Genomic DNA, 25,912 nt, shown 5'->3' on the forward strand with positions numbered 1-25,912 from the left:
TTTATTAACAGTGTGTTGTAATATGCGATCAGCTATGGAGCCGGCCGGCTTTAATTACCCTTGAAAACAGGTTTACGCTTCTCAAGGAAGGCCTGTATCCCTTCGGTGTTGTCGGCAGTATTGCCGGCAATTTCCTGGCAGTAAGCCTCATAATCTAGCACTGCGTCCAGGTTTTCGGTCATGCCTTTTGTCAGCATCTTTTTCAGCAGGGCAATAGCCTTGGTAGGCGCATTGGCGTAAAAAGATGCTTCTGCATGTACGGTGGCTTCCAGTTCTTCCGGTTTTACCACCTTATTGATAAAGCCTAGTTGCTGCGCTTCTGCTGCTGAGAGTTTCGTAGCCTTGGTGGCCAGCTCAAAAGCCTTGTGATAGCCGACAGTGCGTGGCAGGAAGTAGGATGATCCTGAGTCCAGCACCAGGGCAATATTGATGAATATTTCCACCATGGCTGCCGTTTCGCTGGCAATGATCATATCGCAGGCCAGGGCGATGGAACAACCTGCTCCGGCTGCAATGCCGTTCAACTGACAGATAACAGGTTTAGGCATATTCCGTATAGCCCTGATAATAGGATTATAGCGTTTATGCAACGATTCTCCCAGATCGCGTTTTCCGCCATTCCCATTTAAAGCAGCTTTCAGATCCTGCCCGCTGCTAAAGGCTTTATTACCGGCGCCGGTCAATACTACTACCCTGACGGCAGCATCTTTCTCTGCCTGTTTAAGGGCATCCTGTAATTCATAACTCAGCGGATCGTCAAACGCGTTATAGACATCCGGGCGATTGAGAGTGATAGTGGCAATGCCTTCGTGGACATTCAGCAAGAGAGAGGTGAACATAACTTTGGGGAATTTATAAATAATTTATCAATCAGGTATTAAGTACCAGCAATGCTGAACTGCTGGTACTTAATACGCTGTTATTTTTTACAGTGTTTCTTTCAGCCATTGGAAGAATTCCCTTTGCCATACCAGGGCATTCTGTGCTTTCAGCACCCAGTGATTTTCCTCAGGGAAATACAACAGTTTACTTTTGATGCCTTTCAGCTGTGCCAGCTGGAAGGCCTGCAAGCCCTGTTCAATGCCTACACGGAAGTCTGTTCCTCCCTGGATGATCAGGATAGGTGTGTTCCATTTATTGGCATATTCGCTGGGATTGAATTCTTTGTAAACTTTTGCGTTGGCTGCGTCCCAGTAAGCGCCGATATCCCAGTTAGCGAACCATAGTTCTTCAGTAGTGCCGTACCAGCTTTTCAGGTCAAAAAGACCATCATGTGCAATGAAAGATTTGAAGCGATTATTGTGTGTACCCGCCAGCATATATACAGAGTAGCCACCATAGCTGGCGCCTACTGCGCCGAGGCGGTTTTTATCTACATAGGGTTCCTGGCTTACAGCGTCAATGGCACTGAGGTAGTCGCGTATAGGTTGTCCTCCCCAGTCTTTACTGATAGCGGCATTCCATTCCACACCGTGTCCGGGCATACCGCGACGGTTAGGTGCGACCACAATGTAACCCTGTGAAGCTATCAGCTGGAAATTCCAGCGATAGGAATAGAACTGGGAAAGGGCAGACTGGGGGCCTCCCTGGCAGTATAATAATGTCGGGTATTTTTTAGCAGGATCGAAATCGGGTGGGAATATTACCCAGGCCAGCATCTCTTTGTTGTCTGTAGTTTTGATCCAGCGTTTTTCAATTTTACACATGCCGGTTTTGTCGTAGGTCTCTTTGTTCACCGTAGTGAGTGGCTGCAGGGTGCCTTTAGGCAGTTGCAGCGTAAAGAGTTCTGCAGCATGGTTCATATCAGTACGGGATACCACAAGTGTATTTCCAACCTGACCAATGATGCCGCTGATATCGAAGTCGCCTTCTGTTACCTGGCGGATATTTTTAGTGGTGGTGGCAGCTATATCTTTCTGCAGGGTGATCTCCAGTAATTGTTCCGTACCTTTTACCACTGCAAGAAAAAGCAGTTGCCTGCCTTCTTTGTTCCAATAAATGGAAGCAACCGTACCATCCCAGTCTTTGGTAAGATTGGTACGTTTACCGGTAGCACGATCCAGTACGATGATGTCGTTCTTATCTGCCTCAAAACCATCTTTTGCCATACCCAGCCAGGCCAGATATTTGCCATCGGGACTGAAGGAAGGAGCTACATCATAGCCGGCCAGTCCTTCAGAAAGGTTTTTGGTAGTGCGGGTTTCCAGGTTGTATTCGTAAATGTCAGTGTTGGTGCTGACAGCATATTCTTTACCGAATTTCTTTTTGACAACGTAGATGATGCTTTTGCCATCGGGACTCCAGATCATATCTTCTGAGCCGCCGAAGGGCATCTGCGGGCTGTCGTACAATTCACCTTCCATAATATCTACGGGACTGCCTATCTGACCATTCTCGTAGGTGGCATAAAATACATGCTGGTAGTTGCCGTCTTCCCAGGTATCCCAGTGGCGGTAATTGAGATTGTCGTATATCTGCACATTGGATTTAGGAAGATCAGGATAGAAATCGCTGCCAGCCACTTTTTTTAACTTCACTTCTTTAGAGAACAGAAGATGTTTACCATCAGGGGAAACGCGGATATTCTGTAATCCACTTTCAACATGAGTGATCTGGGCCGCTCCGGTGCCATCGGCATCGACTTCCCACAGCTGACCTTTATAGGAATATCTGATCTTTTGTCCGGCTATAGCGCTGACATCTCCCTCAGCACCGGGTTCCGTAGTGATCTGTTTAGCAGCGCCTCCTGTAAGGGGGATGGCGTAAAGGTTCTTTTCGCTTTTATTTTCCGCGATATTATACCGCGAAACGCCATAGATAACTGTTTTACCATCTGCCGTAATTGTTTCCCCGCTGACTCTGCCCAATTGCCAGAGCAGCTCAGGCGTCATTTTCTGCTGGGCCACTGCCATAGTTGATATAAAAAGTGATGTTAACAAAAGTGATTTATGCATGTTCAGATTTTGTTTGGATACTAAATGTAGGTAAAATAGTCACTTGTAGAGCCAGGGCCGGCTGATTATCGGCTATACCCTGCCGCTATGGGGCTATGGACTAATTCCATACCTTTGCAGTAAATTTTTATAAACTTTGATTGAGAAGAAACAAGTTGTACAACAGGAAGAGAGGGCGGTTATAGTGGGATTGATTCATAAGGAGCAGTCATCAGAGCGTCAGGTACAGGAGTACCTGGACGAATTGGTGTTCCTTGCGGAGACCGCCGGCGCTACTACTGTAAAGCGATTTACCCAGAAACTGTCTCATCCCGACAGGGCTACTTTTGTGGGAAAGGGTAAGCTGGAAGAGATTAAGGACTTTATTAACGGCAGAAATATCAACCTTGTCATATTTGACGATGAGCTGACGGGCTCCCAGATAGCCAACATAGAGAAGGTGCTGAATGTGAAGGTGATAGACCGTAGTGACCTGATCCTGGACATCTTCGCCCGCCGTGCCCGTACGGCTCAGGCGAAAGTACAGGTGGAACTGGCGCAGTATCAGTACATCCTGCCCCGCCTGAAAGGGATGTGGAGTCACCTGGAAAGACAGGGAGGTGGTATTGGTAGCCGTGGTCCGGGTGAAACGGAAATTGAAACGGACCGTCGTATCATCAAGGATAAAATATCCCTGTTGAGGAAACGTCTTGCTGAGATTGACAAACAGTCGCTTACCCAGCGCAAGGACCGCGGGGAATACATTCGTGTAGCCCTGGTAGGATATACAAACGTGGGAAAGAGTACTATCATGAACCTGCTGAGCAAGAGCGAGGTATTTGCCGAAAATAAACTGTTCGCTACACTGGATACTACTACCCGTAAGGTGGTGTTTGACCAGACAGCATTCCTGCTGAGCGATACTGTAGGGTTTATCCGCAAATTGCCCCACCACCTGGTAGAGAGTTTCAAATCTACACTGGATGAGGTAAGGGAAAGTGATATACTGCTGCATGTAGTAGATGTTTCCCATCCGCAGTATGAAGACCAGGTGGAAGTGGTGAACCGTACCCTGCATGATCTGAAGGCTTTCGACAAGCCCAGCATCATGATCTTTAACAAGATGGATCTGTATGAGCAGCAGACGTTTGACAAATGGCTGGCTGATGATATTAAACAGGACATCCTGAACCAGCTGAAAGAGAACTGGGAAACCAGGACACAGGGCAATTGTGTGTTCATATCCGCTTTAGAGCGTAAGAATATTGATGAACTACGTCAGACTATCATGGATAAAGTTGTGACCCTATACAGGGAACGTTACCCATACAAGAGCGAGTATTTTTATTAGACATGGCAAAACAATACAACTGGCATCGTTTATCAGACCTGTATGCAAGGGAGGGAGAGATAGGTGTAATAGAGGTCCACGGCAAAAAGATCTGTTATACCCTATATGAGCAGCAGATCTATGCATTTGCGTATAAATGTCCGCATGCAAGCGGTATCATGGCAGATGGTTTTATAGATGATGCCGGTAATGTTGTATGTCCGCTGCACAGGTACCGGTTTAACATTAAGAACGGATACAACAGCAGTGGGGAAGGTTTTTACCTGAAGACGTATCCGCTGGAGCAGCGGGAAGATGGTCTGTATATAGGATTCGAGAAGTCCAGTCTTTTCGGTTGGTAACCCTGTTAATTTTCGATTAAACTCCCCTTGGGCTTTGTGGAAGTGGCAGCAGTGCTGTAACTTTTGCGCATGTCACTATCTTCTGTTACAGAAAAGAAAGTCAGCCTGTGGATGATCGGGTTGCTGATCTTTGTACATATCAGCGGTCTGCCGGTTACTATTATGGAGCCTGATGGCGCTTTATATGCCGGCATTGCCAAACATATGGTGCAGCATCATGATTACCTGAACCTGTTTGTTGATGGCCAGGATTGGCTGGATAAGCCCCATTTCCCTTTCTGGATGGCGGCACTCTCCTATCATCTCTTTGGGTTTACGACCTTTGCTTACAAGTTTCCCGCTTTTTTATTCCTGATGTTGGGAGTAGCTTATACCTACCGTTTCGCGAAAGATCTTTACGGAGAGCAGGTAGCCCGCTGGTCAGTCTGTATTCTACTGACGGCTGAACATCTTGTTATATCCAGTACAGACGTTCGTGCAGAGCCTTACCTTACAGGGCTGATCATCGGAAGTGTATATCATCTGTACAAGCGGCAATTGCTCCCGGGGGCATTGCTGGCCGCCTTTGCCCTAATGACAAAGGGACCTTTTGCATTGGTGCCGATAGGATTTGCCCAGATAGGGCAATTTGTGTTCACAAAGCAGTGGAGGGAATTGTTTCACGTACGCTGGCTGATTGTAGCTATGCTGGTCTGTGTGTTCATTACGCCGGAGTTATATGCATTATACCAGCAATTTGATGCTCATCCGGAGAAGGTTGTTTTCGGACAGACCGGGGTATCGGGCATCCGCTTCTTTTTCTGGGATAGTCAGTTCGGGCGGTTCATGAACTCAGGACCTATCAAGGGCAGTGGTGATCCGTCATTCTTCCTGCATACTGTGCTCTGGGCCTTCCTGCCCTGGTCTATTTTCCTGTATGTGGCGGTGATCGCCTTTATCCGGAAAGGGCGTCAGGCACGGGAATATTATTGCATCAGCGGGGCGCTCATTACTTTTCTGTTGTTCTCATTGTCTAAATTCCAGTTGCCGCACTACCTGAATATTATTTTTCCTTTCTTTTCGATCCTGACAGTACAGTATATCCTGTCTATTAAAAAAGAAAAGGCCTTCCGTATTACACAGTATGTCATCATCGGTATAATAGCTGTTGCTATTCCTGGTTTATGGGCGCTTTACCGGCCTCAAATCAATTTTGTGGCAGTTGTATTGATCGTGATCGTAACAGGCGTTTTTATATGGCTGCCATTGAAAGGAATAGCGAGGGTGTTCTTCCGCACCTGCCTGGCGAGTGTAGCGCTGAATCTTTTTTTAAACGGGCTGTTCTATCCGGATGTGTTGCGTTACCAAAGTGGAAGCGCGGCTGCATTTTATGCGAATGAGCACCTTAAAGGAGGAGCAGTTGGGTTTTACCGGGCGCATTCCTATTCATTGGAGTATTATCTGGATGCTCCCCGGCTGATATATGACAGTTTACCTCCTGGTCCTTTGCTTGTTTACACTACTCCTCAGTATAAAGATTCACTGGTTGCCCTGGGGCATCGTTGTAAGGTATTGCAGGCCTTTCCTTACTTCCCGGTGACGAGACTTGACCTGCAATTTGTGAATTTTTATACCCGGGATTCCGCAGTGGATAGGCGTTTGCTGGTATTGGTGGATTCGTTTTGAAAAAAAATCTGAAAAGAATTTTGCAGAAATGAAAAATTGTCTATTTTTGCAATCCCGAAACGGGAAAAACACTCCTCCTTAGCTCAGTTGGTTAGAGCATCTGACTGTTAATCAGAGGGTCGCTGGTTCAAGTCCAGCAGGGGGAGCACTCAAAATAAAAGGTCTGCATTGCAGACCTTTTATTTTTATGTCATGTATCACGATCGGATATCTTTTGGATTAACTTATCATCCAAGAGATACAGTTTTCCACCCCTGTATGATCTGGCACAAGTGTTTGTAATGTGGTTGTCTTTAGCTGATTACAAAAATTCGCCCAAGTTGCTTCATCTTTGCTCGTGAGCCCTAAGTGATCTTCGATAGTACCTTTTTTCCAAATCCAAATATTTTGGGCAAGTAGTTTACCGTGAATATTGTCAATATTCTGAGAGACTGTAGGTTCTGCAGCCAATATCGAGAATCCCTGTGCGGCCGAAAGTGTAGAACTCTTTGCTGGTAAGTTGTCAGTACCAAGTGTAATTCCTTTTGCGACAGCTATATGACCCAAATGTTGAATACATGCAGTAATATCGGGATCACCAGCCGGTAGATGCCCGTTACTAATTCCCTGCTTAAAAGCGTAGTCTAGATCAACAATAGCTTTAGTTGGTAAAGCCATCGCATCAAGAACCCTAATAGATTTTTGAGTATTACCGCTGCCGTTCATTGGTACAAATGCCGTCTTGTGAAGCCCTAAAGTTTTACCAGTTACCTTTTCGGCGATCTTTGGAATCAGCCGTTGCTCGGTTTTACCTTCTGACAAAACTACTTTCTCAGAGAATAATATATTAGTCGAATTACTAAGAGCGAAGAGTAGTTGCATCTGACTGGGAGCATCTTGTACCACCTGCGGAATGGCTGCTTTTAGGGTTTGCTTTTTATGTGTTCCTTGTGCAAGATTTTTCCGTACTAAGATTGTATCAGCAACATCATCTTGAGTTATCATTACAGCAGAATGCGTAGAAAACACTACTTGGTAATTTTGGGTAGATAGCGATTTGAGAGCATCTCTTACAACTTCGATCGCTTGAGGATGAAGATAAAGTTCAGGTTCGTCGATTAGCAACAGAGTTGTACCCGCTTGTGCTTGACTGCCTCGTTTCAATTCTGCCAAATGTCTGATTAGTGCCATTTGTATCGAGCGCTGAGCACCATTTCCCAATGCTGATATATCTTTTCCAATCTGCGCTTGATTTTCGTAAACCCGAATTGTCCCCTTTCCAAATACCTCCTTTATTTCAGGTGTAGGGACATGAACTTTAATATTTACATCTGGGAAAAAAATATCAATTTTCCTATTTGCTTCTGTATCAAATTGCGTCAATTCGTTTGCGCGATTTACACCCTCCGCATCTAATAAGTCTTTTAAGCCGGCTAAATGTCCTAATATCTGAGCTCCATATTGAGTTTCAATAGGCCCAATTATCTCAGCCAATAATTTTCCAATTGTAGTGGTTGTTTTGGATTTGCTAATATCCTCTTCTGAGTTTTCCATTGCACCTATGTGTATTGGTTCAGGGAATAGTAGATTTATTGCGTTATCTATTCCGGTAGGATTTGATACCCATGGATCAGCGGGATCAGTAGCTGCTGGATTAAAGACCCATAATTTTACATCAGCCGAAGCTGCATTGGGTTGATTCTGAATGCGTTTAACTTGTAATTTGCCGTTGACAATATACTGTTGGATAGAAGTTCTATGATTTTGTGTTAGTTGTTGCAAGATATTATTATCAATATCCTCGATAGATCCTTCCATTTCAACAGGCAGGGCTGGATCATAAAAAGCTTCTGATGAGAGACTATTTTTCCTCAACAGCCATTTGATGGCGTTTAAAATGTTAGTCTTGCCTGCATTGTTATATCCGACAAGAGGGGTGTAATTCGAAAGCTCAAAAGTTTCTGCGACAATCGATTTGTAATTGACAATCTTAATTTGCGAAATTCTGTGTGCCATTGTAAAGTCTATTGTGGTGTTTTACAGAGCATCACACGTTGTCACCAAAAATACAATAAATTTATAAATTGCTGATTTTTAGTCTTTAAGTGAAGGGCTTTAATAGGATTATGGACAGTCTTGAGCAAAAAAACACTCAACTATCTCAATGCCGAATTGTCATTATGTTGGCACTGCTAAAGTGCTGAATGTAACCAAATCTTGCAGGATATTGTTAGATATCCGTAACTTTAGGGGAATAAAACAAAAAAGGCAATCAGAGATGATTGCCTTTTTTGTTTTATTCCACTTCAAGGCCTTAGACACGCATTATAGATTACGGTATCTCTCCTTCCTGTTAGCATTACTCACCTCCATGTTCGAAATTCAGGCAATTTTAAAACCCAGAAAGTCTTTTGGAACCTGGATTTGCCGCTAAATATCTATATCCCCCTTTTCTAAGCATCCCCTATTTGATTTAGCCTATTAAAAATTTTGAATTTTGGCTGCACATATTAATAAATGGGTGTTCATAAATCGGTATCTTTAATCATAATGAGGCTTTATAAACCAAATAAATGACAGATCTGGAGGAAATAACGGTATTACTGAAAAAGTTCAGGGACGAAAGGGATTGGGAGCAATTTCATAATGCAAAAGATCTTGCATTGGCTATTAGTATTGAATCGGGTGAGTTATTGGAGCAATTTCTCTGGAAGAATGCAGACGAAGCGGACCAGAATAAAATAAAAGAGGAGCTGGCGGACGTATTCATATTTGCCTTGTTGTTAGCGAATAACTATGCTTTTGATATAAAGCAGATCATTCTTGAGAAAGTAAAAATGAATGAGAAAAATTATCCTATTGATAAAGCAAAAGGGATAGCAAAGAAATATACTGATCTATGAATTTTTTTGTTTTTACGGCAGCTGAGAAGGATGCACAAAAACATTTTAGAGATACTGTATTAAATAGCGTTGATGTTGATATCCTGAGGAAACATTTAGCCCCGGAAGATTTTAATACACTATTTGGCCGGTCAGATGGAAGCGGTTTTTACTGTTGGGGATCCCGGCCGGGCCGTGGCATACTGTATTGGGAGAAAATGGAAGAGGGAGATCGTATCCTGACCTATTGGGACTTAAAAATTCATCATGTTGCCCGCATCATATTAAAAGTACGCAATAAACAACTAGCCAGAGCACTATGGGGAGAAAGTGCAGAGGGAGAACTATGGGAATACATGTATTTTTTCTCAAAACCTGAAATTATAGACCCTCCATTGCCCTTAAGTGATACAGAGGAATATTTACCAAAAAGATTTCAGGGCTTTACAAGAATTGCGGAAGCTAAAACCAAGCGGATCCTTGATGAATTCGGCTCACTGGAAAATTTTATAGCTACATATTCGGAAAATCATCAAAACTTAAGAAAAGCCGTGGTGAAAAATACTATGTCCAACCGGCAGATAATAGACCATGTTCATAACTATATCAAAGGTACAGGGTTTCAATATAAGACTGAGGAGATTGCTAATTTTTACCTCGCCTTACGGACGAAACCATTTGTGATATTGGCTGGTGTTTCAGGAACAGGTAAAACTCAGTTGCCCAGGAAGTTTGCCGCTGCTATTGGGTTAAAGGAAAATGTGATACAGGTATCTGTGAGGCCTGATTGGGCAGATGGCAGTGATCTGTTGGGCTATACCTCTTTGGACGGCAACTTTATCGCCAAGGATTTACTATTGGCAATACAGAAAGCTAAGGGAGATAAGAAGAAGCCATTTTTTTTCATTTTAGATGAAATGAACCTCGCAAGAGTAGAGCACTATTTTAGTGATTTCCTGAGTGTGATTGAAACAAGAGAATGGGATCAGAACGGGGAAATAATCACGGACCCCTTGTTAAGACATGAAATGTTAACAGGCGCCAGGAATAGAAAGGAGTTCGAAGTCTTAGGCTGGCCTGATAACCTATATCTTATCGGTACAGTTAATATGGATGAAACGACTCACACTTTTTCCAGGAAAGTGTTGGATAGGGCCAATACTATTGAAATGAACAGTATCGATCTGCTTTGGGGCGAAGATAATAACGTTCGATTGGAAGAGCTATCTGGTATCGAGAATGATTTCTTAAAAACTACTTATCTGCATGCTTCGGAATTGACGGCCGATGACAAGAAGAGTTTAACTAAGGATATGGGGTTGCTGATAGAGATAAATAACATACTTAAGGAGGGCGGTTTGCATTTTGCGTATAGGGTAAGGGATGAAATTGCATTCTACCTGCTTAATAATAAGAAAGATAAATTAGTTGATGATAGTACAGCATTTGATTTTCAATTAATGCAAAAAGTACTCCCACGTATAGAGGGTAGTTCAGAGAGAGTTCAGAGCATACTGAATAAATTGCTGAAGAAATTAGAAAACCAAAAGACCGAAGGTGAAAACCCAAAATATCCGTTGTCACTGGAAAAAATAAGATTTATGTTGAAACGGTTTGATGAAGATCGTATTACACACTTTTGGCCGTGAGCGATCATCAGATATATAAATTTGAAAATGAGGGCTGGGGTGTACTCAAACTGGAGATACTCAAGCCCCAATGGGATTTTTATCATCCAGATAATGGTCCGGATATCGCGTTTAGTTTAAAAGGATTTGGGAAAGAGCTAGAAGACGCCCCTTTTTATTTCTTTGAATGGCAAAAAATCCATTACTCTTACCACATTAACCAGGAGAGCAATTTTTCTGCACCATTTGAATTGCGAGTTAATAACCGGGGAATTAAAAAATCTTGGAAAAGTGGGTTAAGTCATTTGCTTACCGGCGAATTCGCTTTTGCAAATGAAGTAGGAGGAACAAAAATTGAATTATTAGATGCAAACGATAAGTCAATTTTTGAATTGGTGACGGAAGTTTTTCCCCAGAAGATGGACTACCGGTCGGATTACAAGGCTATGATGGCTGATATTTCCAGCATTGTTTATAATCTGGCATATGATTATCTAAAGGATACTTTTCGGAAAAGCAGGGCGAAAATAAAAGGCCAGCCGATTGAAAATGAATGGTGGAATATTTTGGACGCACTATTTGATCAATTGATTATTAGCCTTGAAGTTATTAAGCGTCAACCTAAACATCAAATAGAACGACCTGAACAGGTTCTGCCAGTTGAAAAAATAAAATCGGCTTCAAAAAGAAATTTAAACTGGCTAGTTAAAAATGGGAGGTATGCTAATAATCTTCAGAGAGGTATCAATGTATTCCCAGACAGAAGCTACTCGCATGCATTGTCATCCAATAAGCAAGTAACCTATAATACGTATGAAAACCGATTTATTGTCTCGGCGGTTACAGGGATTATAAAAAGATTAAAGGAATTTATAAAACATATAGAAAACGCTTCCCGATCAGGTAATCATGCCGCATTGGTTAAAAAAATGCAACGGAATCTGGGACGACTCCAGGGATTATTGCAAACCTCTCCTTATAAAGAAGCTGGTAAATTTGAAGAAAAGCCACATTCCTTAACAATGCTTACGAGAGGGGCTGGATACAGGGATTTTATGCATATATATATATTGCTGACAAGAGGGTTGGAATTGGATAACAGCGATATATTTAAGATTGATCCCAAGAACATTGATGTTTTATATGAATATTGGTGTTTTCTGAAGCTGGTGCAGATTCTAAAGGAGCAAAATACGGTTGAAATAGATTATCAAGACCTGATTAAAATAAAGGATGGTAAGTATAGTGTTAACTTAAAAAAAGGAGAAGAGTCGAGGGTTACGTTTAAAAAAGCTGATACAGGAGAAACAACGTCTATATACTTCCATAAGTCATTTAAAAAAGACAAGAAGAAAATTTTCACGTATAATCAATGTCCCGATTATTCCATAGAATTTACTAAGAGAAATTATGAAACGCCCTTTTGGTACCTGTTTGATGCAAAATACCGGTTTGATAGCAGTACCGATAAGGAGAAGGGGTGCTTCAATGCCCCGGAAGATTCAATAGGACAGTTACATCGTTATCGTGATGCGATTTTACATACAGAGCCAGCGGCTAGCTCTTCATACAAGAAAGCCACAAAAAACCTGGGAGGTATTATATTATATCCCTACCCGTTATCCGAAGAAAAGTTCAGAGAAAATATTTTCTTTAACAGCATTGAGGCAGTAAACATCGGGGCATTGCCGTTCCTCCCTAGTAAGTCCTCCCTGGTGAGCGAGTTTTTGAATAAGTTGATAAATAAGCATCAACCGGAGACACTTTTTGAACAATTTATTGGAATAGATGATACAGAGTATGTAAAAAATAAGGATGCTTGGACTGAATGGGTGACAATCGGTGTTATACAGAAAGCAAGCCAGCAGGAGCGAATTGATTTTTTAACGCAAAAACTTATTTATCATATTCCCTATAAGAAAAACATAAACTCTAAATTATTTTTGACGAAACGGATGCTTATTTGCAAAGCTGGCACTAAAGAGGCTTTTCTTTGTAATGTGGAGAAATGGGAAATAATGACAAAGAATGAACTTAGGAAGGTCGGTACCTCCTGGGATCATAGAGATGAGCAATATATTGTGTTTTCTTTGAGGGATATAGAATTAGTGTCGATGCCGGAGAAAATAACTCCTTTAAAGTTCAGATACACAACAAGGGTAGGCCTTAACCGATATTTACAAGCGCCACAGGCAGATAAATACTGTTTTTATCTGACTAATGCCAGCTCTGCAAGACTCTATCAGGAGCTTAAAACGTATGGCATTAAATTTAAAGTCAAATGGGTTGAGGGAGTCGATGACCCTTCTTTAGTTGAGTTCCACGCTAAAGGACTAAGAATTTTGTCATCAGATAAGTTCCCCGATCTGCATTATAAACAAAATAATTCGATACGATCGTTAAATGAAGTATTGGATCAATTGATAGCTATCGCGGGGACCATCACAGGCGCTGAAAATGCTAACGGGGAAAGTCGGCCTTTCCAATAGCCCTAACATTGCTGATTAATGTTTCGACAAATAGAGAGGCATAGTATTAAACGGGATAGGGAGTCAGCAAAAAGTGTACATTTTGACAGACTCATTGTATGGTCATAATACTTGACTATTTTTAAGTGGTGATGGCGATAATCATTCATCAACTGGCTAGATAATTGTCTAATTGCAGGATCAGCAAGAAAAGCCTCGATACTTCTTCACTGTTACGTACCTGATATTGTTTGTCTTTGTAGGTAAGTAACTTCTTATTTATTGCTTAACAGCTTCCAGTGGCCCTCGGATATGACCTCAATAGTGCCTTCGTTCACTTTAATGGCGGTCTGATCATCAATCGCATATGACGGTACGGATATCGTGGCTGCCAGCTTTTCAATGTTGTCCAGTGAATTCTCCGGAAACGACTCATGATCCAAATGAGGATGCAGTGCAAAATTGACCAGCCCCAGCGATTTATTGCTTTCCGCCGGCAGTGTATGGCCATTGTAGGTTGTTCCATACCGGGTCATCACCATACTCCCGGCGCTCAAGCCTACATAGACCATCTTATGCAGTAAGGACGGCAATAGATCTGCCAGACCGGACTGCTGCAGCCAGTAACACAAATACTGACAGTCGCCGCCACCGACCAACAAGGCGTCAGTTTGCTGAAGCATGGGAATCCAAAGGTTTTGATTAATGCTAGGCAGCGTAGTGAGCTCCAGCACGCCCAACGACTTCCAACCCAGATCGCAGAAAGGGTCGCCCATTGATCCGCAAATCACTTTTCGTGCGATGTCAGTACCATTGGGCAGAGCGTATATCGCCGTCGGTACGAAAAGGGCGCTTGCTTCGGCAACAGGTTTGCCCAAGAGGTCAACCAGCGCGTCGTGAATGCTCGGGTTGCTGATGCCGGCGGAAGTGAGGAGAAGTTTCATAATTTCTTTCTTTGATTATATTACTCTTCAGGAAAAAATAGAAATAATTGGTACAAATCAGTAAGGGCGCGGTCATCTATATCGCAACACTATACCCCACTTTCACTTTATCCATCACTACATGCGTGTAAAAATGCTTCACATTCGAATTATCCATTAGCCATTTCTTGGAAAACTCCTCATAATGTTTCATATCCGTTGCATTTACAATAAGCACAAAATCGTAGGCGCCAGTTACAAAATAACATTGCATTACCTCTGAGCATTGTTGCATGGTGGCTTTGAATGTATCTATTGCCTTTGAATTCCCTTCCTGCAATATTACTTCCACTATACAAGTGATGGAAATACCGGCAACAACAGGTGAGATGATGGCAACATCTGCTTCTATGATCTTTTCATCACGTAATCTTTTCAGCCTGCGTTGTACAGCGCTTGCGCTTAAATTTACCATGTTGGCCAGTTCGTCGGCTGTTGCTTTATTATTCTGTTGTAATTGCCGTAAAAGCATTTTGTCATATTCATCCAGCGCTTGCATTTTTTTCCTGTTTTTGGTCGGATAATTAGTTAAAAAGAGCTTCGGTTAGAGCTATTTGCACAAATTCTGCAGGTAGCCTTAGATACATTTGCAAGTATAATTTAAAAGAAAAAAATGGAAATATTTAAAGTTCAGGCAGCGAGTAGAAATGGAGTATTGCCGAATTCAGCAACATCAGCAAATCATAAATCTCAAATAATGAATAGAATTTTCTCAGACAAAGAAATTACTGCTTTCAGAGAGGATACTGACGGATGCAGCCAGGTTATTCATCTTAATAATGCAGGAGCAGGATTGATGCCTAATACTGTAACCCACGCAATTTTGGAACATATTAAACTGGAATCACAAATCGGTGGATACGAGGCATCGGCTTTACGCACCAATGCTATTCTGCAATTTTATGAACTGGCTGCAACACTTATCAACTGCAAACCATCAAACATTGCCTTTACCGCCAGCGCGACTGATTCATATACACGGGCACTTTCATCCATCCCCTTTTTGCAAGGGGATATTATTCTTACCGATAACGACGATTTTATTTCAAACCAGATACAGTTCCTATCGTGTAAAAAGCGATTTGGTATCGAAATCGTAAGAATAAAAAATGCACGGGGTGGAGGTGTTGACTTAGAGGACCTGGAACAAAAATTAATGAAGCTGCAACCTCGATTACTCGCCATTACACATATTCCAACCAACTCAGGGCTTGTTCAACCTGTTAATGAGATTGCAGAAATTTATAAACATTACACCCAGAAACATCCTGGTAAAACATGGTATATCCTTGATGCCTGCCAGTCGATAGGACAAATGAAAGTCGATGTACAGGAATTGCAATGTGATTTCCTGAGTGTAACCGGAAGGAAGTTTTTAAGGGGGCCGCGGGGCACCGGTTTCTTATACATATCTGATAAGGCACTTGAGCAGGGACTGGAACCGCTTTTCATTGACATGCGTGGTGCAGAATGGATTGAAAAAGATGAATACAAGCAACGGCCGGATGGAATGCGTTATGAAGACTGGGAATTTGCCTATGCGTTGATACTGGGCACCGCAAAAGCTATTGAGTATTGCTTAGCGATTGGAGAGGATAAAATATGGCAGGAAGTAAAAGGACTATCAACCTATATGCGTAATCAGTTAGCTGGCATTAATAAGATCAGCGTACTGGACAGAGGTCCCGAAGTGGGAGGATTAGTAACCTTTACCGTTGACGGCTTACAACCAAAAATAATTACCGATGCACTATTACAACGAAAAATAAACGTAGTGCCCAGCTATCGCAATTTTGCTGTTATCGATTTTGATGAAAAGCAAGTGCAGTGGGCCATTCGTGCATCACCACACTACTATAATACCATTGCAGAAATTGATGTATTCTTAGATGCAATGCGTGAAATTGTTAACTCAGAGTCCTAGATAGAGAATTATTGGACTAGGGAATAAAAGAAAAAGGCAACCAGTCTTGGTTGCCTTTTACAGATAAAACTAATTCGATACTATGGTATTTCGTTATAATTACTCCTCCGTCAGAATCGCACTCCATCCACCTCCGGGCTGCATATGAATAGACACCTCCTGCCCTTTTACCCACTCCGCATACGAAATCCGATAGTCCTCCCCGAACCTGTCAGCATTTATCCCATCGGAAAGCATTTTTACTTTATATTTCTTGTTTGGATCCAGGAAGTCTAGATGTAGCATCAGGTCCCGTGAACTCCAGTTTGTCATAGCGCCTATAAACCACTGATTCCCCTTTTTTCTGGCCACGGCCACATACTCTTTTATCGTCCCTGCCAGTGCAATTGTTGTATCCCACGTTGTCGGAAAAGTTGCTATATACCCGGTGCAGGCAGTGTCCCGTAAATAATTCGAAGGATTGTCGGCCAGCATTTGCAATGGGCTTTCATAAACGGTATACATGGCTACCTGATGTGCCCGCGTTCCCTGACTCATTGGGGCATCAAAATTAATGTGGAAATCCCTTTTGGTGGCATTACGCATCGCTCCCGGAGTGAAGTCCATTGCACCCAGCACCATTCTGGTAAACGGTAGGGTGACTTCATGGGGAGGCGTAGCTTCATCATCGCTCCACTTATAGTTTTCTAAACCTCTTACACCTTCATAGGACAGAATATTGGGATACCGTCTGTTCAAGCCGGTTGGCTTGTAGGCACCGTGGAGGTCTACCAGCAAATGGTGCCTGGCGGCATTTGCTGACAGTCGCTCATAGAAATTAACCATATATTGATCAGCGCGCGCCATAAAATCGACCTTAATACCTTTTACTCCCCACTGCGCATAAGTGGACAATACATTGTCCATGTCCTTATCCATAGGTTGCCAGAGGGTCCATAAAATGACACCGATATTCTTTGTTCTGCCGTAAGCTACCAATTCGGGAACATTGATCGAATCTCTGGGATGGGTAATGTCCCATGTCGATTTTGACCATCCTTCATCCAGGATAATGTATTGCAAACCGAATCTGGACGCAAAGTCGATATAATATTTGTAAGTCTGGTTGTTGATACCTGAACGGAAATCGACCCCGTAAATGTTATTGTCATTCCACCAATCCCAGGCCGCCTTGCCGGGAAGGATCCAATCGGTATTTTTAATGGTATTGGGGGATGCCAGTTGAAACACAAGATTGTTTTCAATTAATGCTTTGTCCTCATTAGCTACCATCACCAAACGCCACGGAAAAGACCGGGAACCATTCGTCCTGGCGATATAATTTGCGTTCTCTTCTATTTTGGTACCTCTGTCCCTGACCAGGCTTTCTTTAAGTATCACCTTAGGGAAGCCGCTGGTTATTTTGTTGCCGCCGGTACCGAAGAAGAACAGATTGGAATAATCCAGCAGGTCGGCTTCAGTAAGAAGCATCTTTGTTCCCGAAGCAGAAGATACATATAAAGGAAGGCCGCAGTGCTGCTCTTTTGAAAAAGAGGCTATAGTGCTATCCTTGAATAACAGCTCAAAATGTGACAAGAACTGTTTGTTTTCCTCGATGCCCCACAGCACCCGGTTATTATCCGGGAACACGTAGTCAACAATTTCGTTTTTTACGTTTATTGAATCTTTGAATTGAGTTTGCCACCTGTACGCAACACCATTATCATAAGCCCTGAAAATAATGGCATTGCCGCTTTTGAAGTTTATTCTCAGTTCATTATAAATATCTCTGATTGCCTTTTGTCTTATAGCAACTGTCGGGTAGATAACATCGTTTTTAGTAACCTTTTCAACAGACTTTATTTGTTCATTAAAGCCAATGTATGGTTTATTTTCAATGCCCAGGCCCGCTACAGCGTGGCTCAGCAAGGTTTCATTCCCTTTAATGAGCTTCCAGGACAAGCTGTCTTTTGTATTAACTTCAACAGTTAAGTTATTGCCCGGCGATTTAAGCAGAATGGAGGACTGCGAGAATGCATTAATAGAGAACAAACAGCATGCCCATACAAGCCATCCCTTTGCAGGTTTATTTTGAATCATTCTAAATAGTTCGGTTTAAAGATATTATAGTAATTCTTTTAGTATAAAAATAGTATCCATTCTTGCTATTATTTATGCGCATATTAACCTATGAAAAGCAAAAATTAACTCACTAACGGTGTTATCAGTAAAAGGAGTCAATATCTGAATATGTTTAGTTAAATAAGATGAAAAGTTGACCACTGATAGACGCTATCTTGGTATTGAACGAAACCATACTAATCATTAACCCAACTCAAAATGACTAAATTTATCCTATGCCTGGCTGTAGCTGCCAGTACAATTTTTTATTCCTGCAATAAAAAGGAATTTTCCGAACCTCCTGGTAAAGCGCTTGTTGCCAAATCACCTGGTGCACTTGCTGTTGCCAAGAAGGTTTATATTCCTAAAGTTATTTGGAACATTCCGAATAATAATGACTACAATAATGATGCAAGCCTTTACAGCAATACACGAAGAGCTGAGTCAGATGATTTTGTAGCTTTCTGGGCAAAAGACTTTGGCGCTACTCCTGCGACCAACACAGATCCTAATAAGAGATTTGATATAACCCGGATCCTTACAGAGTGTGGAAGATTCTTTCAATATTATAGAGACACATTAAAGTTTGTTGAAAAAGGAAGGTCTGTTTCTGATACGCTAAAGGCGCTGATTTATGTAACCAACTCCACTGACGGTACGGCTTATGGTGGTGGTGCAGAGAATAAGGTAGGTATCCTCTGGGTTACTCCTCCCCGTATTAATACAGAACCTTTCGGTGCTGTAGCTCATGAACTGGGGCACGTTTTCCAGTATTATGTGCATGCAGATGGTGCCTGGGGATATACTTCGTCTCCACAAGGAAGTAATGGTCAAACGATATTTGAAATGACTTCCCAATATATGCTTTGGCAGGTATACCCTACCTGGATGACTTTTGAGAATTACCATTTGCAGTCATTTATGCAGTATACCAACTATGCTTTTCTGCATGAGATCAACCAATATCACTCCCCTTATGTATTAGAGTATTGGTCTAATAAACGGGGAAAGGATTTTGTTGCAAAACTTTGGAAAGGTGCTACGCGTGGAGAAGATCCGGTTATGACGTATAAAAGGATCACTCAGACCGATCAGAAGACGTTCAATGATGAGATGTTCGACGCTTACAGGAAATTTGTTACCTGGGATATGCCGAGAATAGAAACTGTAGCAAAGCAGTATGCTAACAAGCATACATCCAAATTGAATGCCTCTACTGATGGATGGTATAGGATCAGCCCGGATGTATGTCCTCAGAACTATGGCTACAATGCTATCAGGTTGGATGTACCAACGGCAGGTACCAATGTCAGATTGCAGTTCAGAGGCATTGCCGGTGCGTCTGGATTCCGGAGTATAAAAGTTGATAAGGCTGGCTGGAGATACGGCTTTTTGGCTGTGAAAACAGATGGTTCGCGTGTGTACGGTGATACTTACAGCAGTTCAACCGGAGATCTGAATTTTGCTGTACCCGCCAATACTGCTTTTCTTTGGTTGGTAGTTAGTGGTGCACCGACTGAACACTGGGAACATTTAAATGACAATAGCGACACCAACGATGAACAATGGCCGTATGAAATCAAGCTGGAGGGAACAACTATTAATAAAGCGTTTATAAAATGATCTGAGTTTTCAAAATTGGTTTGAAATCTGAGAACCATGGGAACGGAAAAGGCTTGCAGCAATGCAGGCCTTTTTCCGTTTACTACTATTACCTTAATGCTCACTCACCTTTGCATACGTTGCCGGATACAACTTCCTGAACATCAAATAAGTCACTGTTATCATTACAAACGCCACCACGGCATCAGTTGCCGCCGCCGGATTGAGCACACTTAGCTTCGAGAAAAACGCAAAAATGATATCAAAGAAAATGCCTGCAAACACCCACTCTTTTAATCTAAGCAGTCTGTTCGGAGTTAAAAGAACGATTATGCCTGAAAGCTTGGCTACTCCCAGAATATAGATGAAATGCGGAGGATAACCCAGTTGTACTGTTATATCCCATACAATTGGATTTTTTGTCAGTTCAAAAAAGCCGCTTGCTCCAAACCATAATGAGATTAATATAGCGCCTGTCCAATAAATTGCTTTTGTTGTTTTTGTGTTCATGATCTTTGGTTTTAGTTGTTTTGTTTTGTGATACAAAGATGTCTCAAAACCAACGGCAACGGGAGTCGTATCTCCGGAAGCAGACAAAATAGGGGGCCAGCCAGCCAATTGCCGGCGCCATTTCTACCATGCCATCTTAATCTAGATTAAGATTTTCCTTTGCAGGGAGATTCTATTTGGAATGAACGTTCCATATGTTGTACTTTTGTATCGGAATGAACGTTCCGATAACTATCACACAAACTATTTTAAACATGAAAAAGTTACAAAATAAAACAGCCCTCATTACAGGCGGAAATAGCGGTATCGGCTTTGCCACTGCAAAAGAATTTATTCAACAGGGCGCTAAAGTGATCATCACCGGCCGTAATGCTGCCGCCCTGGAGGAAGCAAAACAGTCACTGGGAGAGAATGCATTTACATTGCTTTCCGACGCTTCCAATATGGAAGATGTGTTTAAACTGCAGCAGCAGGTAAAGACTATTTTTCCAAGTTTGGATGTACTGTTTATCAATGCAGGTATCGCCAAGCTGGCGCCTTTTGAAACGATGACAGAAGCACAATACGACGAGACATTTAACATCAATGTAAAGAGTGCTTACTTCACTATTCAACAGTTGCTGCCGTTGTTCAATGACGGAGGTTCTATTGTCCTTAATACGTCCATCAACAGCCATATAGGTATGGCTAATACTACACTGTATGCGGCCAGTAAGGGGGCATTAATAACCCTTGCACGTACGCTGTCGACCGAGCTATTGTCGCGTAAGATAAGAGTGAATGCTATTAGCCCTGGCCCTGTCAGAACGCCTCTTTATGATAAATTTGGTTTTGAGAAAGAACAGGCAGATGCTGTTCAGGCAAGTATAATAGGACAGGTACCAATGGGTAGGTTTGGTACGCCTGAAGAAATTGCCCGCATAGTTACCTTCTTTGCTTCTGAAGACAGCAGCTTTGTAATAGGTGCAGAGCTGATCGCTGACGGTGGAATGATCACATTATAGTTGCATAATATGGAGAATGCGGGCTCTAACCTGCATTCTCTATATTACACTGTTATAATGGTTTGCTTGATATAGTACGCCATATGGGCGCATGTCGCAAGTGCGCTTTGTAGAAATTAGCGGTAACTTTGGAACGATAATTCCAATTATACAAGATGCCGAAAGCAAAAAAATTTGATGAATTAGAGGTGCTGAAAAAGGCCGAGGAGGTATTCAATAAAAAAGGATATAACGGCACTTCCATGGATGATCTGGTTCAAGCAACGGGATTAAGTCGCAGCAGTATTTACGATACATTTGGCGATAAACATGGTTTATTCCTGAAAGCCCTTGGAAATTACCAGGATTCCCAGAACTCGGCAATGGAAGGCCTATTGGCTAAAACTGACAGTTACAAGAAAAAGATCCGTACCATATTTGATTATATGATAAACGATATTGTAACAGACAAGTCGCGGAAAGGCTGTATGATGGTAAATGCAAATATGGAACTGAACTACGTGGATAAAGAAGTGGCACAAATGGCCTTAACCACCATGGAGAATATGGAGCAGCAGTTCTATACGTGGATAAAAGAAGGGCAGGCTACAGGTGAAATCTCAAAGAAGTTTCCCGCCAAGGGCTTGGCCAGGAACCTGTATAACAATATCATGGGGCTCCGTGTAACCGGACGCAACCGTCCTGATTATGATACCCTCCGTGAAATAACAAAAATTAGCTTGTCTCTACTCGACCAATAATATCTTTCCCAATAGATTTTCCGCACCGGGAACATCGTATCATGTTCCGGGTAAGTTGCATACAACTAGCATACAACTAGCATCTTCCTCCGTCATTCCTCCGTTCTTCTTCCGTTCTTCCTCCGTTTTAAACGGAAGAAAGACGGAGGAAAATCCTGGTCATATGCTAGTCACATGCGGGTCAAATGGAGAGGCTGCCGCTACCATAGCATCCACGAAAGGGTTTTATAACGGGATTTAAGGGTAACTGCTATCTCTATTGGTGAGGACTATGGGGTGCGCAATTACGCTATGGAAAAGTGGGGCTATCATACGGTACTAATAAAAACCGCCTCATGCATTAATGAGACGGTTTCTATCAATATGCTGAATGTATCTTTACTTTTTTACCGGAATGCCTGATTCGTCAATGCTGCCAAATTTATAAATAGGCTGATGATAATAAACCTCCAGGGCGGCTATTTCTTCCTGACTTAACAGACGAACGGTGGATTTCAAATCTTGTGGCGTATAAGGATACCCCCTGCTGTAATCACGGATCTGTTTTATTTCGTAGAAGTGAGTATTGTTGTTGTCTCCGGTCTCTAACGCTTTATTGCTGTAGAAGATGATCTCAATGTAATCGTAGGGAAACTTACTGGAGACTTTAACAAGGATATTTCCCGGGCCACCATGAGTAATAAGACGACCACGGTTTACCATGTAAATAGTAGTATCCCCATTTTTGATGAAATTATAAATTTCCCCAACCGGATATTGCGCCAATCGCATTTGTGGGATCATATCGCTATCAAACTTGAACCAGGAACCATTGATAGGATGTTGGTAAAAATTACCACTCATGTTTTTATAGATCTTCTTCTTTTCGTCATAGTAGACCAGGAAGCGGTCATCATTTGGGAAATAAGAATTATAGTTGTCATATTTGGATGAGTACAGCGTATCTCTGCTCTTGCTGTTCACAGACTGTACGTCATATTTTACGGCAAAGCGGTTTTCTCCTTTTGTTACCAGGTAATAATTAGGCCGGGGATTGTCTGCCGGCCATCGGCTTACACGCATTATTAACTCAGGAGAGTCATAGATTGCCGGGTTCTCAAAAAGGATCCAGGCTGGATCTTTATAGAGGATCTCCTGCCCAATTTTTTTATGTATTTTATCCGCTTCCTTAATAGCTGGATTGTAATCTACCCTATATCGAAGGATATCTGCACTTACGCGAGTCACAATATAGCGACGAACGTTGTCAGGAATTTCATCAGCAGTATGCTGCCCATGTAGGTTGCCAGCTATAAGTATACCAATCAGCGCGGTTAAGAGTTGTTTCATTTTTTAATTAGTTTTCTTTTTCATGCAATCTGGATCATATTTCGCGTGCTCATTGCAGGTTGCAGCATCTTCGGGATTATTTGTTTCATGCCCATCGCCCGCACTACATAGGCTTTCTCCGAATTCCAGTTTATTCACATCCTTCTTATCACGAAGCACCATCCACTTCAATGTGGAAAAATAATGCCGGGAAGTGAAATATACGTGCATCATTTCATGTGCAGTAACCCCTGAAAATTTCACCTGGGAAACGCTTATTGCATTATAGTTAAGATAGATCTCTTTTTTGCTCGTCATTACATGGAAATATTTATCCACGATACTTATATCATCCGGAATCAACTCGTAGAAGGTTTTTAGCTTTTCTTCTGTTAACGTTCCATCAGTAACAAGTTTCTTCAGCTCAGTAGCCATATTTGGATCACTTTTGGCAATCCTTTGAATGATAGGATCGGCTGCTTTTTTCCCTAAATCGGTCGGCTCGGTAGATGCTTTTTTCAAAATAGCTACCTCATTTTTTTCAAGTTTCAATCCAACGAGGTCACTATCCGTCAGAGTTCCTTTCTTTATTTGGCTACTGATATAGGAGGCCTTTTCCTGATCTTTTTGAGCAAGAGTCTTCAGAATGGGGGCTGCAATGGACTTACCTTCGGCCGATGGATCTTTTGATGCATTCATTAATGCAACAGAATCATTACCATATATCCGCACTATCAGGGTTGCGTCCGTAACTATGTTCCCATCCTTTTTTATGTTAACGACATCAAGGAATTCATACCGGTAAGTTATTTCCGGATGTTTACTTGCGAAACCCAGCAGGATATCATTTTTGGATGGCAGAGTGAAGCTGGGATCAGTTGACGGACGCGCGTATGATTGAATCATTGCGTCGCTGCTGGCGAAATAGTTACTCAGATCGGGACTTTGGGTTTTGATTTCTGCTAATGCTTTTTCGAACTTTTTTCTCGCATCCTTCCTTTCGCTTTCTTTCTTTATAGCGTCCACATTTAACTTAGAAAATGCATAAACAATTTCCTGAGCTACAGGCTTTTCATAAGTGAATTTGATCGGTAGCAGATTCGCATCTGCGGATGATTTGACAAACACAGTATTATTCCCATCTATGATTGTTAAGGAATAGTGATCCGCTGGTGTCATGTTCACGTTGTCAGCAGTCCAGAATGCTCCATTGACAAGTACATCTCCATTATCTGTTTTTTTGTATAAGGATAGATTAACGGCATTTCCTACAGCTAACTTTCCGCCACCGTTCTCTGAACCGATATCTGTACCAATTTCCACGTCCACAGGTTTTTTCCCGTTTAATGCAACTTTCAGGAAATAATTTTCACTATTGTAGATGAATTTTATATCAAAGGTGCTTTTGATATTATTTTTTATATATTTTGCTCCGATATTCGCTGTTAGCTGTAATATGTTTTCTCCATCATTCAATTCAATTTCGGCCAAACCCAGTCTGGTCCCGATAGCTTTTGAATCGAGCTGTTTGGCATTCAGTTTCCATTCTTGTGTGGCATCGTCCAGAACGGAGATTCTAAATGAAGTGTCTTTAGTCCTTTTGAACGCATATTGTAAGACAGCATGGTAAAACTGCTTATCCTCTTTTTTTAGTGCATAGTCAATAGGCGCCAATTCAAGACTATTAATGCTCTTTATATTGGCCAGAACCGCTGCTCGCAAATCTTCCAGATACTTCTTATCAAATCCAGCAGCCGGATCTACATGTAAGTAGCCTTTATTCTCCGCTATAATCACCATTACAGGAAATCCCTTCGGATACACATCTTCCGCGATGCTTCCTTTGCCGCCTTCTTTCGCTATCGATGAAAGGAACGTGGCATAATCACTCAGATATTTGTCATTCTTTGTCAGAGTGTTATCTGTAAAATCAATATTCGCAGTAGGCGCATAGTTTTCAACAATATTTTTCACAGCAACACTTACCTCACTTCCAAAAAGAAACTTCCTGCCAGACAGATATTTCGGCTTCCCTGTTCGGTCCGTCGTCTTGGCGAAGTTGTCTACCACAAAAATAGCATGTGTATTATTCTTCAGCCTGCCGAAATCTATTTGTGCTTTGGCCTGCATCTCCATCTGCTGTGCCTCAAAAGCAGTCTGTAAAGCTTTCTCATCATTTGCCGCCTGTTCCTCAGGCAATTGCTGAACGGGAGTATTACCGGCTATAGGCTCTCCAGGTGGCATTAGAAGGGAGAAAGTCGGCATGTAAACAATCTTAAAGGCAGACTGATTTGCCTTTAACTGGGTGTCGGCATTCTTTATACTATTCGCTGAAAATGGAGTGGAGGAACCGTTAACGACCAACACTTGTCCTGCTGCAACTTTGAACAGCAGTGAGCAAACAATCAATAGGGATAATCTCATAAATAAAGGGATACAGGTAACAAATATAGAATAAATATTTATATGTATCAGGGCCAAACAATGCGTTTGA

Annotated in this window: 19 protein-coding genes and 1 tRNA gene; 11 read left to right on the top strand and 9 right to left on the bottom strand. The window is 42.1% G+C overall.

Annotated elements, in window-relative coordinates; all coding sequences use genetic code 11:
* Nucleotides 1–50: 50 nt before the first annotated feature.
* Together F3I09_RS06475 and F3I09_RS06480 are read right to left on the bottom strand one after the other, a co-directional pair.
* Nucleotides 51–839, bottom strand: coding sequence for an enoyl-CoA hydratase-related protein (locus F3I09_RS06475; protein ID WP_149694229.1), 789 nt, complete (start codon nucleotides 837–839; stop codon nucleotides 51–53).
* Between the two features lie 87 nt (nucleotides 840–926).
* Nucleotides 927–2,954 (bottom strand): S9 family peptidase, encoded by a 2,028-nt coding sequence (locus tag F3I09_RS06480; RefSeq protein WP_149694230.1) that lies wholly within the window; start codon nucleotides 2,952–2,954, stop codon nucleotides 927–929.
* A gap of 136 nt (nucleotides 2,955–3,090) precedes the next feature.
* On the opposite strand from F3I09_RS06480, the gene hflX reads away from it, so the two are divergent.
* The 4 genes from hflX (at nucleotide 3,091) to F3I09_RS06500 (ending at nucleotide 6,436) form a co-directional block, all read left to right on the top strand.
* On the top strand, nucleotides 3,091–4,284 hold the full coding sequence (gene hflX, locus F3I09_RS06485) for a GTPase HflX (protein WP_149694231.1): 1,194 nt from the start codon (nucleotides 3,091–3,093) through the stop codon (nucleotides 4,282–4,284).
* A 2-nt stretch (nucleotides 4,285–4,286) separates the two neighbouring features.
* Entirely contained in the window at nucleotides 4,287–4,625 is a 339-nt protein-coding gene (locus F3I09_RS06490; protein WP_149694232.1) for a Rieske 2Fe-2S domain-containing protein, read from the top strand.
* A gap of 69 nt (nucleotides 4,626–4,694) precedes the next feature.
* A complete protein-coding gene (locus tag F3I09_RS06495; RefSeq protein ID WP_223233151.1) occupies nucleotides 4,695–6,290 on the top strand; it encodes a glycosyltransferase family 39 protein in 1,596 nt (531 codons plus the stop codon).
* Between the two features lie 72 nt (nucleotides 6,291–6,362).
* Nucleotides 6,363–6,436 (top strand) — tRNA-Asn (locus F3I09_RS06500).
* A gap of 73 nt (nucleotides 6,437–6,509) precedes the next feature.
* On the opposite strand, the gene F3I09_RS06505 is transcribed toward F3I09_RS06500, so the two are convergent.
* Nucleotides 6,510–8,285 (bottom strand): ATP-dependent endonuclease, encoded by a 1,776-nt coding sequence (locus tag F3I09_RS06505; RefSeq protein WP_149694233.1) that lies wholly within the window; start codon nucleotides 8,283–8,285, stop codon nucleotides 6,510–6,512.
* Between the two features lie 557 nt (nucleotides 8,286–8,842).
* Between F3I09_RS06505 and F3I09_RS06510 the strand changes: the two genes are divergently transcribed.
* The 3 genes from F3I09_RS06510 to F3I09_RS06520 are packed head-to-tail and all read left to right on the top strand — an operon-like array spanning nucleotide 8,843 to nucleotide 13,268.
* Complete coding sequence (locus F3I09_RS06510) at nucleotides 8,843–9,172, top strand: nucleotide pyrophosphohydrolase (protein ID WP_149694234.1); 330 nt, start codon at nucleotides 8,843–8,845, stop codon at nucleotides 9,170–9,172.
* Complete coding sequence (locus F3I09_RS06515; RefSeq protein WP_149694235.1) at nucleotides 9,169–10,800, top strand: McrB family protein; 1,632 nt, start codon at nucleotides 9,169–9,171, stop codon at nucleotides 10,798–10,800. Before F3I09_RS06510 ends, F3I09_RS06515 begins: the two co-directional genes overlap by 4 nt.
* A complete protein-coding gene (locus F3I09_RS06520) occupies nucleotides 10,797–13,268 on the top strand; it encodes a DUF2357 domain-containing protein (RefSeq protein WP_188133710.1) in 2,472 nt (823 codons plus the stop codon). Before F3I09_RS06515 ends, F3I09_RS06520 begins: the two co-directional genes overlap by 4 nt.
* Before the next feature lie 254 nt (nucleotides 13,269–13,522).
* Here the strand turns inward: F3I09_RS06520 and F3I09_RS06525 are convergent, their stop codons facing one another.
* Together F3I09_RS06525 and F3I09_RS06530 are read right to left on the bottom strand one after the other, a co-directional pair.
* Nucleotides 13,523–14,191, bottom strand: a complete 669-nt coding sequence (locus F3I09_RS06525; RefSeq protein WP_149694237.1) for a Type 1 glutamine amidotransferase-like domain-containing protein — start codon at nucleotides 14,189–14,191, stop codon at nucleotides 13,523–13,525.
* A gap of 76 nt (nucleotides 14,192–14,267) precedes the next feature.
* Nucleotides 14,268–14,729 carry an Lrp/AsnC family transcriptional regulator gene (locus F3I09_RS06530; RefSeq protein ID WP_149694238.1) on the bottom strand — a complete coding sequence of 154 codons (462 nt, stop codon included), beginning with the start codon at nucleotides 14,727–14,729 and terminating at the stop codon, nucleotides 14,268–14,270.
* Between the two features lie 114 nt (nucleotides 14,730–14,843).
* Between F3I09_RS06530 and F3I09_RS06535 the strand changes: the two genes are divergently transcribed.
* On the top strand, nucleotides 14,844–16,154 hold the full coding sequence (locus F3I09_RS06535) for an aminotransferase class V-fold PLP-dependent enzyme (protein WP_223233152.1): 1,311 nt from the start codon (nucleotides 14,844–14,846) through the stop codon (nucleotides 16,152–16,154).
* Nucleotides 16,155–16,253: 99 nt separating this feature from the next.
* Here the strand turns inward: F3I09_RS06535 and F3I09_RS06540 are convergent, their stop codons facing one another.
* Nucleotides 16,254–18,233, bottom strand: a complete 1,980-nt coding sequence (locus tag F3I09_RS06540) for a glycoside hydrolase family 97 protein (protein ID WP_149694239.1) — start codon at nucleotides 18,231–18,233, stop codon at nucleotides 16,254–16,256.
* A gap of 240 nt (nucleotides 18,234–18,473) precedes the next feature.
* On the opposite strand from F3I09_RS06540, the gene F3I09_RS06545 reads away from it, so the two are divergent.
* Entirely contained in the window at nucleotides 18,474–19,877 is a 1,404-nt protein-coding gene (locus tag F3I09_RS06545) for a DUF6055 domain-containing protein (RefSeq protein ID WP_149694240.1), read from the top strand.
* A gap of 93 nt (nucleotides 19,878–19,970) precedes the next feature.
* Here F3I09_RS06545 and F3I09_RS06550 read toward each other — a convergent pair whose 3' ends face one another.
* Entirely contained in the window at nucleotides 19,971–20,366 is a 396-nt protein-coding gene (locus F3I09_RS06550; protein WP_149694241.1) for a DoxX family protein, read from the bottom strand.
* Nucleotides 20,367–20,620: 254 nt separating this feature from the next.
* Here F3I09_RS06550 and F3I09_RS06555 point away from each other — a divergent pair, with 254 nt between their 5' ends.
* Together F3I09_RS06555 and F3I09_RS06560 are read left to right on the top strand one after the other, a co-directional pair.
* Nucleotides 20,621–21,370 carry an SDR family oxidoreductase gene (locus tag F3I09_RS06555; protein ID WP_149694242.1) on the top strand — a complete coding sequence of 250 codons (750 nt, stop codon included), beginning with the start codon at nucleotides 20,621–20,623 and terminating at the stop codon, nucleotides 21,368–21,370.
* Between the two features lie 155 nt (nucleotides 21,371–21,525).
* A complete protein-coding gene (locus F3I09_RS06560) occupies nucleotides 21,526–22,110 on the top strand; it encodes a TetR/AcrR family transcriptional regulator (RefSeq protein WP_149694243.1) in 585 nt (194 codons plus the stop codon).
* 378 nt (nucleotides 22,111–22,488) lie between these two features.
* Here the strand turns inward: F3I09_RS06560 and F3I09_RS06565 are convergent, their stop codons facing one another.
* The gene (locus F3I09_RS06565) at nucleotides 22,489–23,439 is read right to left on the bottom strand and encodes a hypothetical protein (protein WP_149694244.1); all 951 of its coding nucleotides are present in this window, start codon (nucleotides 23,437–23,439) and stop codon (nucleotides 22,489–22,491) included.
* Nucleotides 23,440–23,442: 3 nt separating this feature from the next.
* Nucleotides 23,443–25,842, bottom strand: a complete 2,400-nt coding sequence (locus tag F3I09_RS06570) for a hypothetical protein (protein ID WP_149694245.1) — start codon at nucleotides 25,840–25,842, stop codon at nucleotides 23,443–23,445.
* Nucleotides 25,843–25,912: the final 70 nt, after the last annotated feature.

This window comes from Chitinophaga sp. CF418 (genome assembly GCF_900142925.1).
Taxonomy (GTDB): Bacteria; Bacteroidota; Bacteroidia; order Chitinophagales; family Chitinophagaceae; genus Chitinophaga.

What these genes read in the sequence shown, in the direction of transcription:
- F3I09_RS06515 (WP_149694235.1), top strand. Translation starts at nt 9,169, where the DNA reads ATGAATTTTTTTGTTTTTACGGCAGCTGAGAAGGATGCACAAAAACAT.
- F3I09_RS06525 (WP_149694237.1), bottom strand. Translation starts at nt 14,191, where the DNA reads ATGAAACTTCTCCTCACTTCCGCCGGCATCAGCAACCCGAGCATTCAC.
- F3I09_RS06475 (WP_149694229.1), bottom strand. Translation starts at nt 839, where the DNA reads ATGTTCACCTCTCTCTTGCTGAATGTCCACGAAGGCATTGCCACTATC.
- F3I09_RS06540 (WP_149694239.1), bottom strand. Translation starts at nt 18,233, where the DNA reads ATGATTCAAAATAAACCTGCAAAGGGATGGCTTGTATGGGCATGCTGT.
- F3I09_RS06530 (WP_149694238.1), bottom strand. Translation starts at nt 14,729, where the DNA reads ATGCAAGCGCTGGATGAATATGACAAAATGCTTTTACGGCAATTACAA.
- F3I09_RS06565 (WP_149694244.1), bottom strand. Translation starts at nt 23,439, where the DNA reads ATGAAACAACTCTTAACCGCGCTGATTGGTATACTTATAGCTGGCAAC.
- F3I09_RS06510 (WP_149694234.1), top strand. Translation starts at nt 8,843, where the DNA reads ATGACAGATCTGGAGGAAATAACGGTATTACTGAAAAAGTTCAGGGAC.
- F3I09_RS06570 (WP_149694245.1), bottom strand. Translation starts at nt 25,842, where the DNA reads ATGAGATTATCCCTATTGATTGTTTGCTCACTGCTGTTCAAAGTTGCA.
- F3I09_RS06550 (WP_149694241.1), bottom strand. Translation starts at nt 20,366, where the DNA reads ATGAACACAAAAACAACAAAAGCAATTTATTGGACAGGCGCTATATTA.
- F3I09_RS06505 (WP_149694233.1), bottom strand. Translation starts at nt 8,285, where the DNA reads ATGGCACACAGAATTTCGCAAATTAAGATTGTCAATTACAAATCGATT.
- F3I09_RS06545 (WP_149694240.1), top strand. Translation starts at nt 18,474, where the DNA reads ATGACTAAATTTATCCTATGCCTGGCTGTAGCTGCCAGTACAATTTTT.
- F3I09_RS06535 (WP_223233152.1), top strand. Translation starts at nt 14,844, where the DNA reads ATGGAAATATTTAAAGTTCAGGCAGCGAGTAGAAATGGAGTATTGCCG.
- F3I09_RS06490 (WP_149694232.1), top strand. Translation starts at nt 4,287, where the DNA reads ATGGCAAAACAATACAACTGGCATCGTTTATCAGACCTGTATGCAAGG.
- F3I09_RS06555 (WP_149694242.1), top strand. Translation starts at nt 20,621, where the DNA reads ATGAAAAAGTTACAAAATAAAACAGCCCTCATTACAGGCGGAAATAGC.
- F3I09_RS06480 (WP_149694230.1), bottom strand. Translation starts at nt 2,954, where the DNA reads ATGCATAAATCACTTTTGTTAACATCACTTTTTATATCAACTATGGCA.
- F3I09_RS06560 (WP_149694243.1), top strand. Translation starts at nt 21,526, where the DNA reads ATGCCGAAAGCAAAAAAATTTGATGAATTAGAGGTGCTGAAAAAGGCC.
- F3I09_RS06495 (WP_223233151.1), top strand. Translation starts at nt 4,695, where the DNA reads ATGTCACTATCTTCTGTTACAGAAAAGAAAGTCAGCCTGTGGATGATC.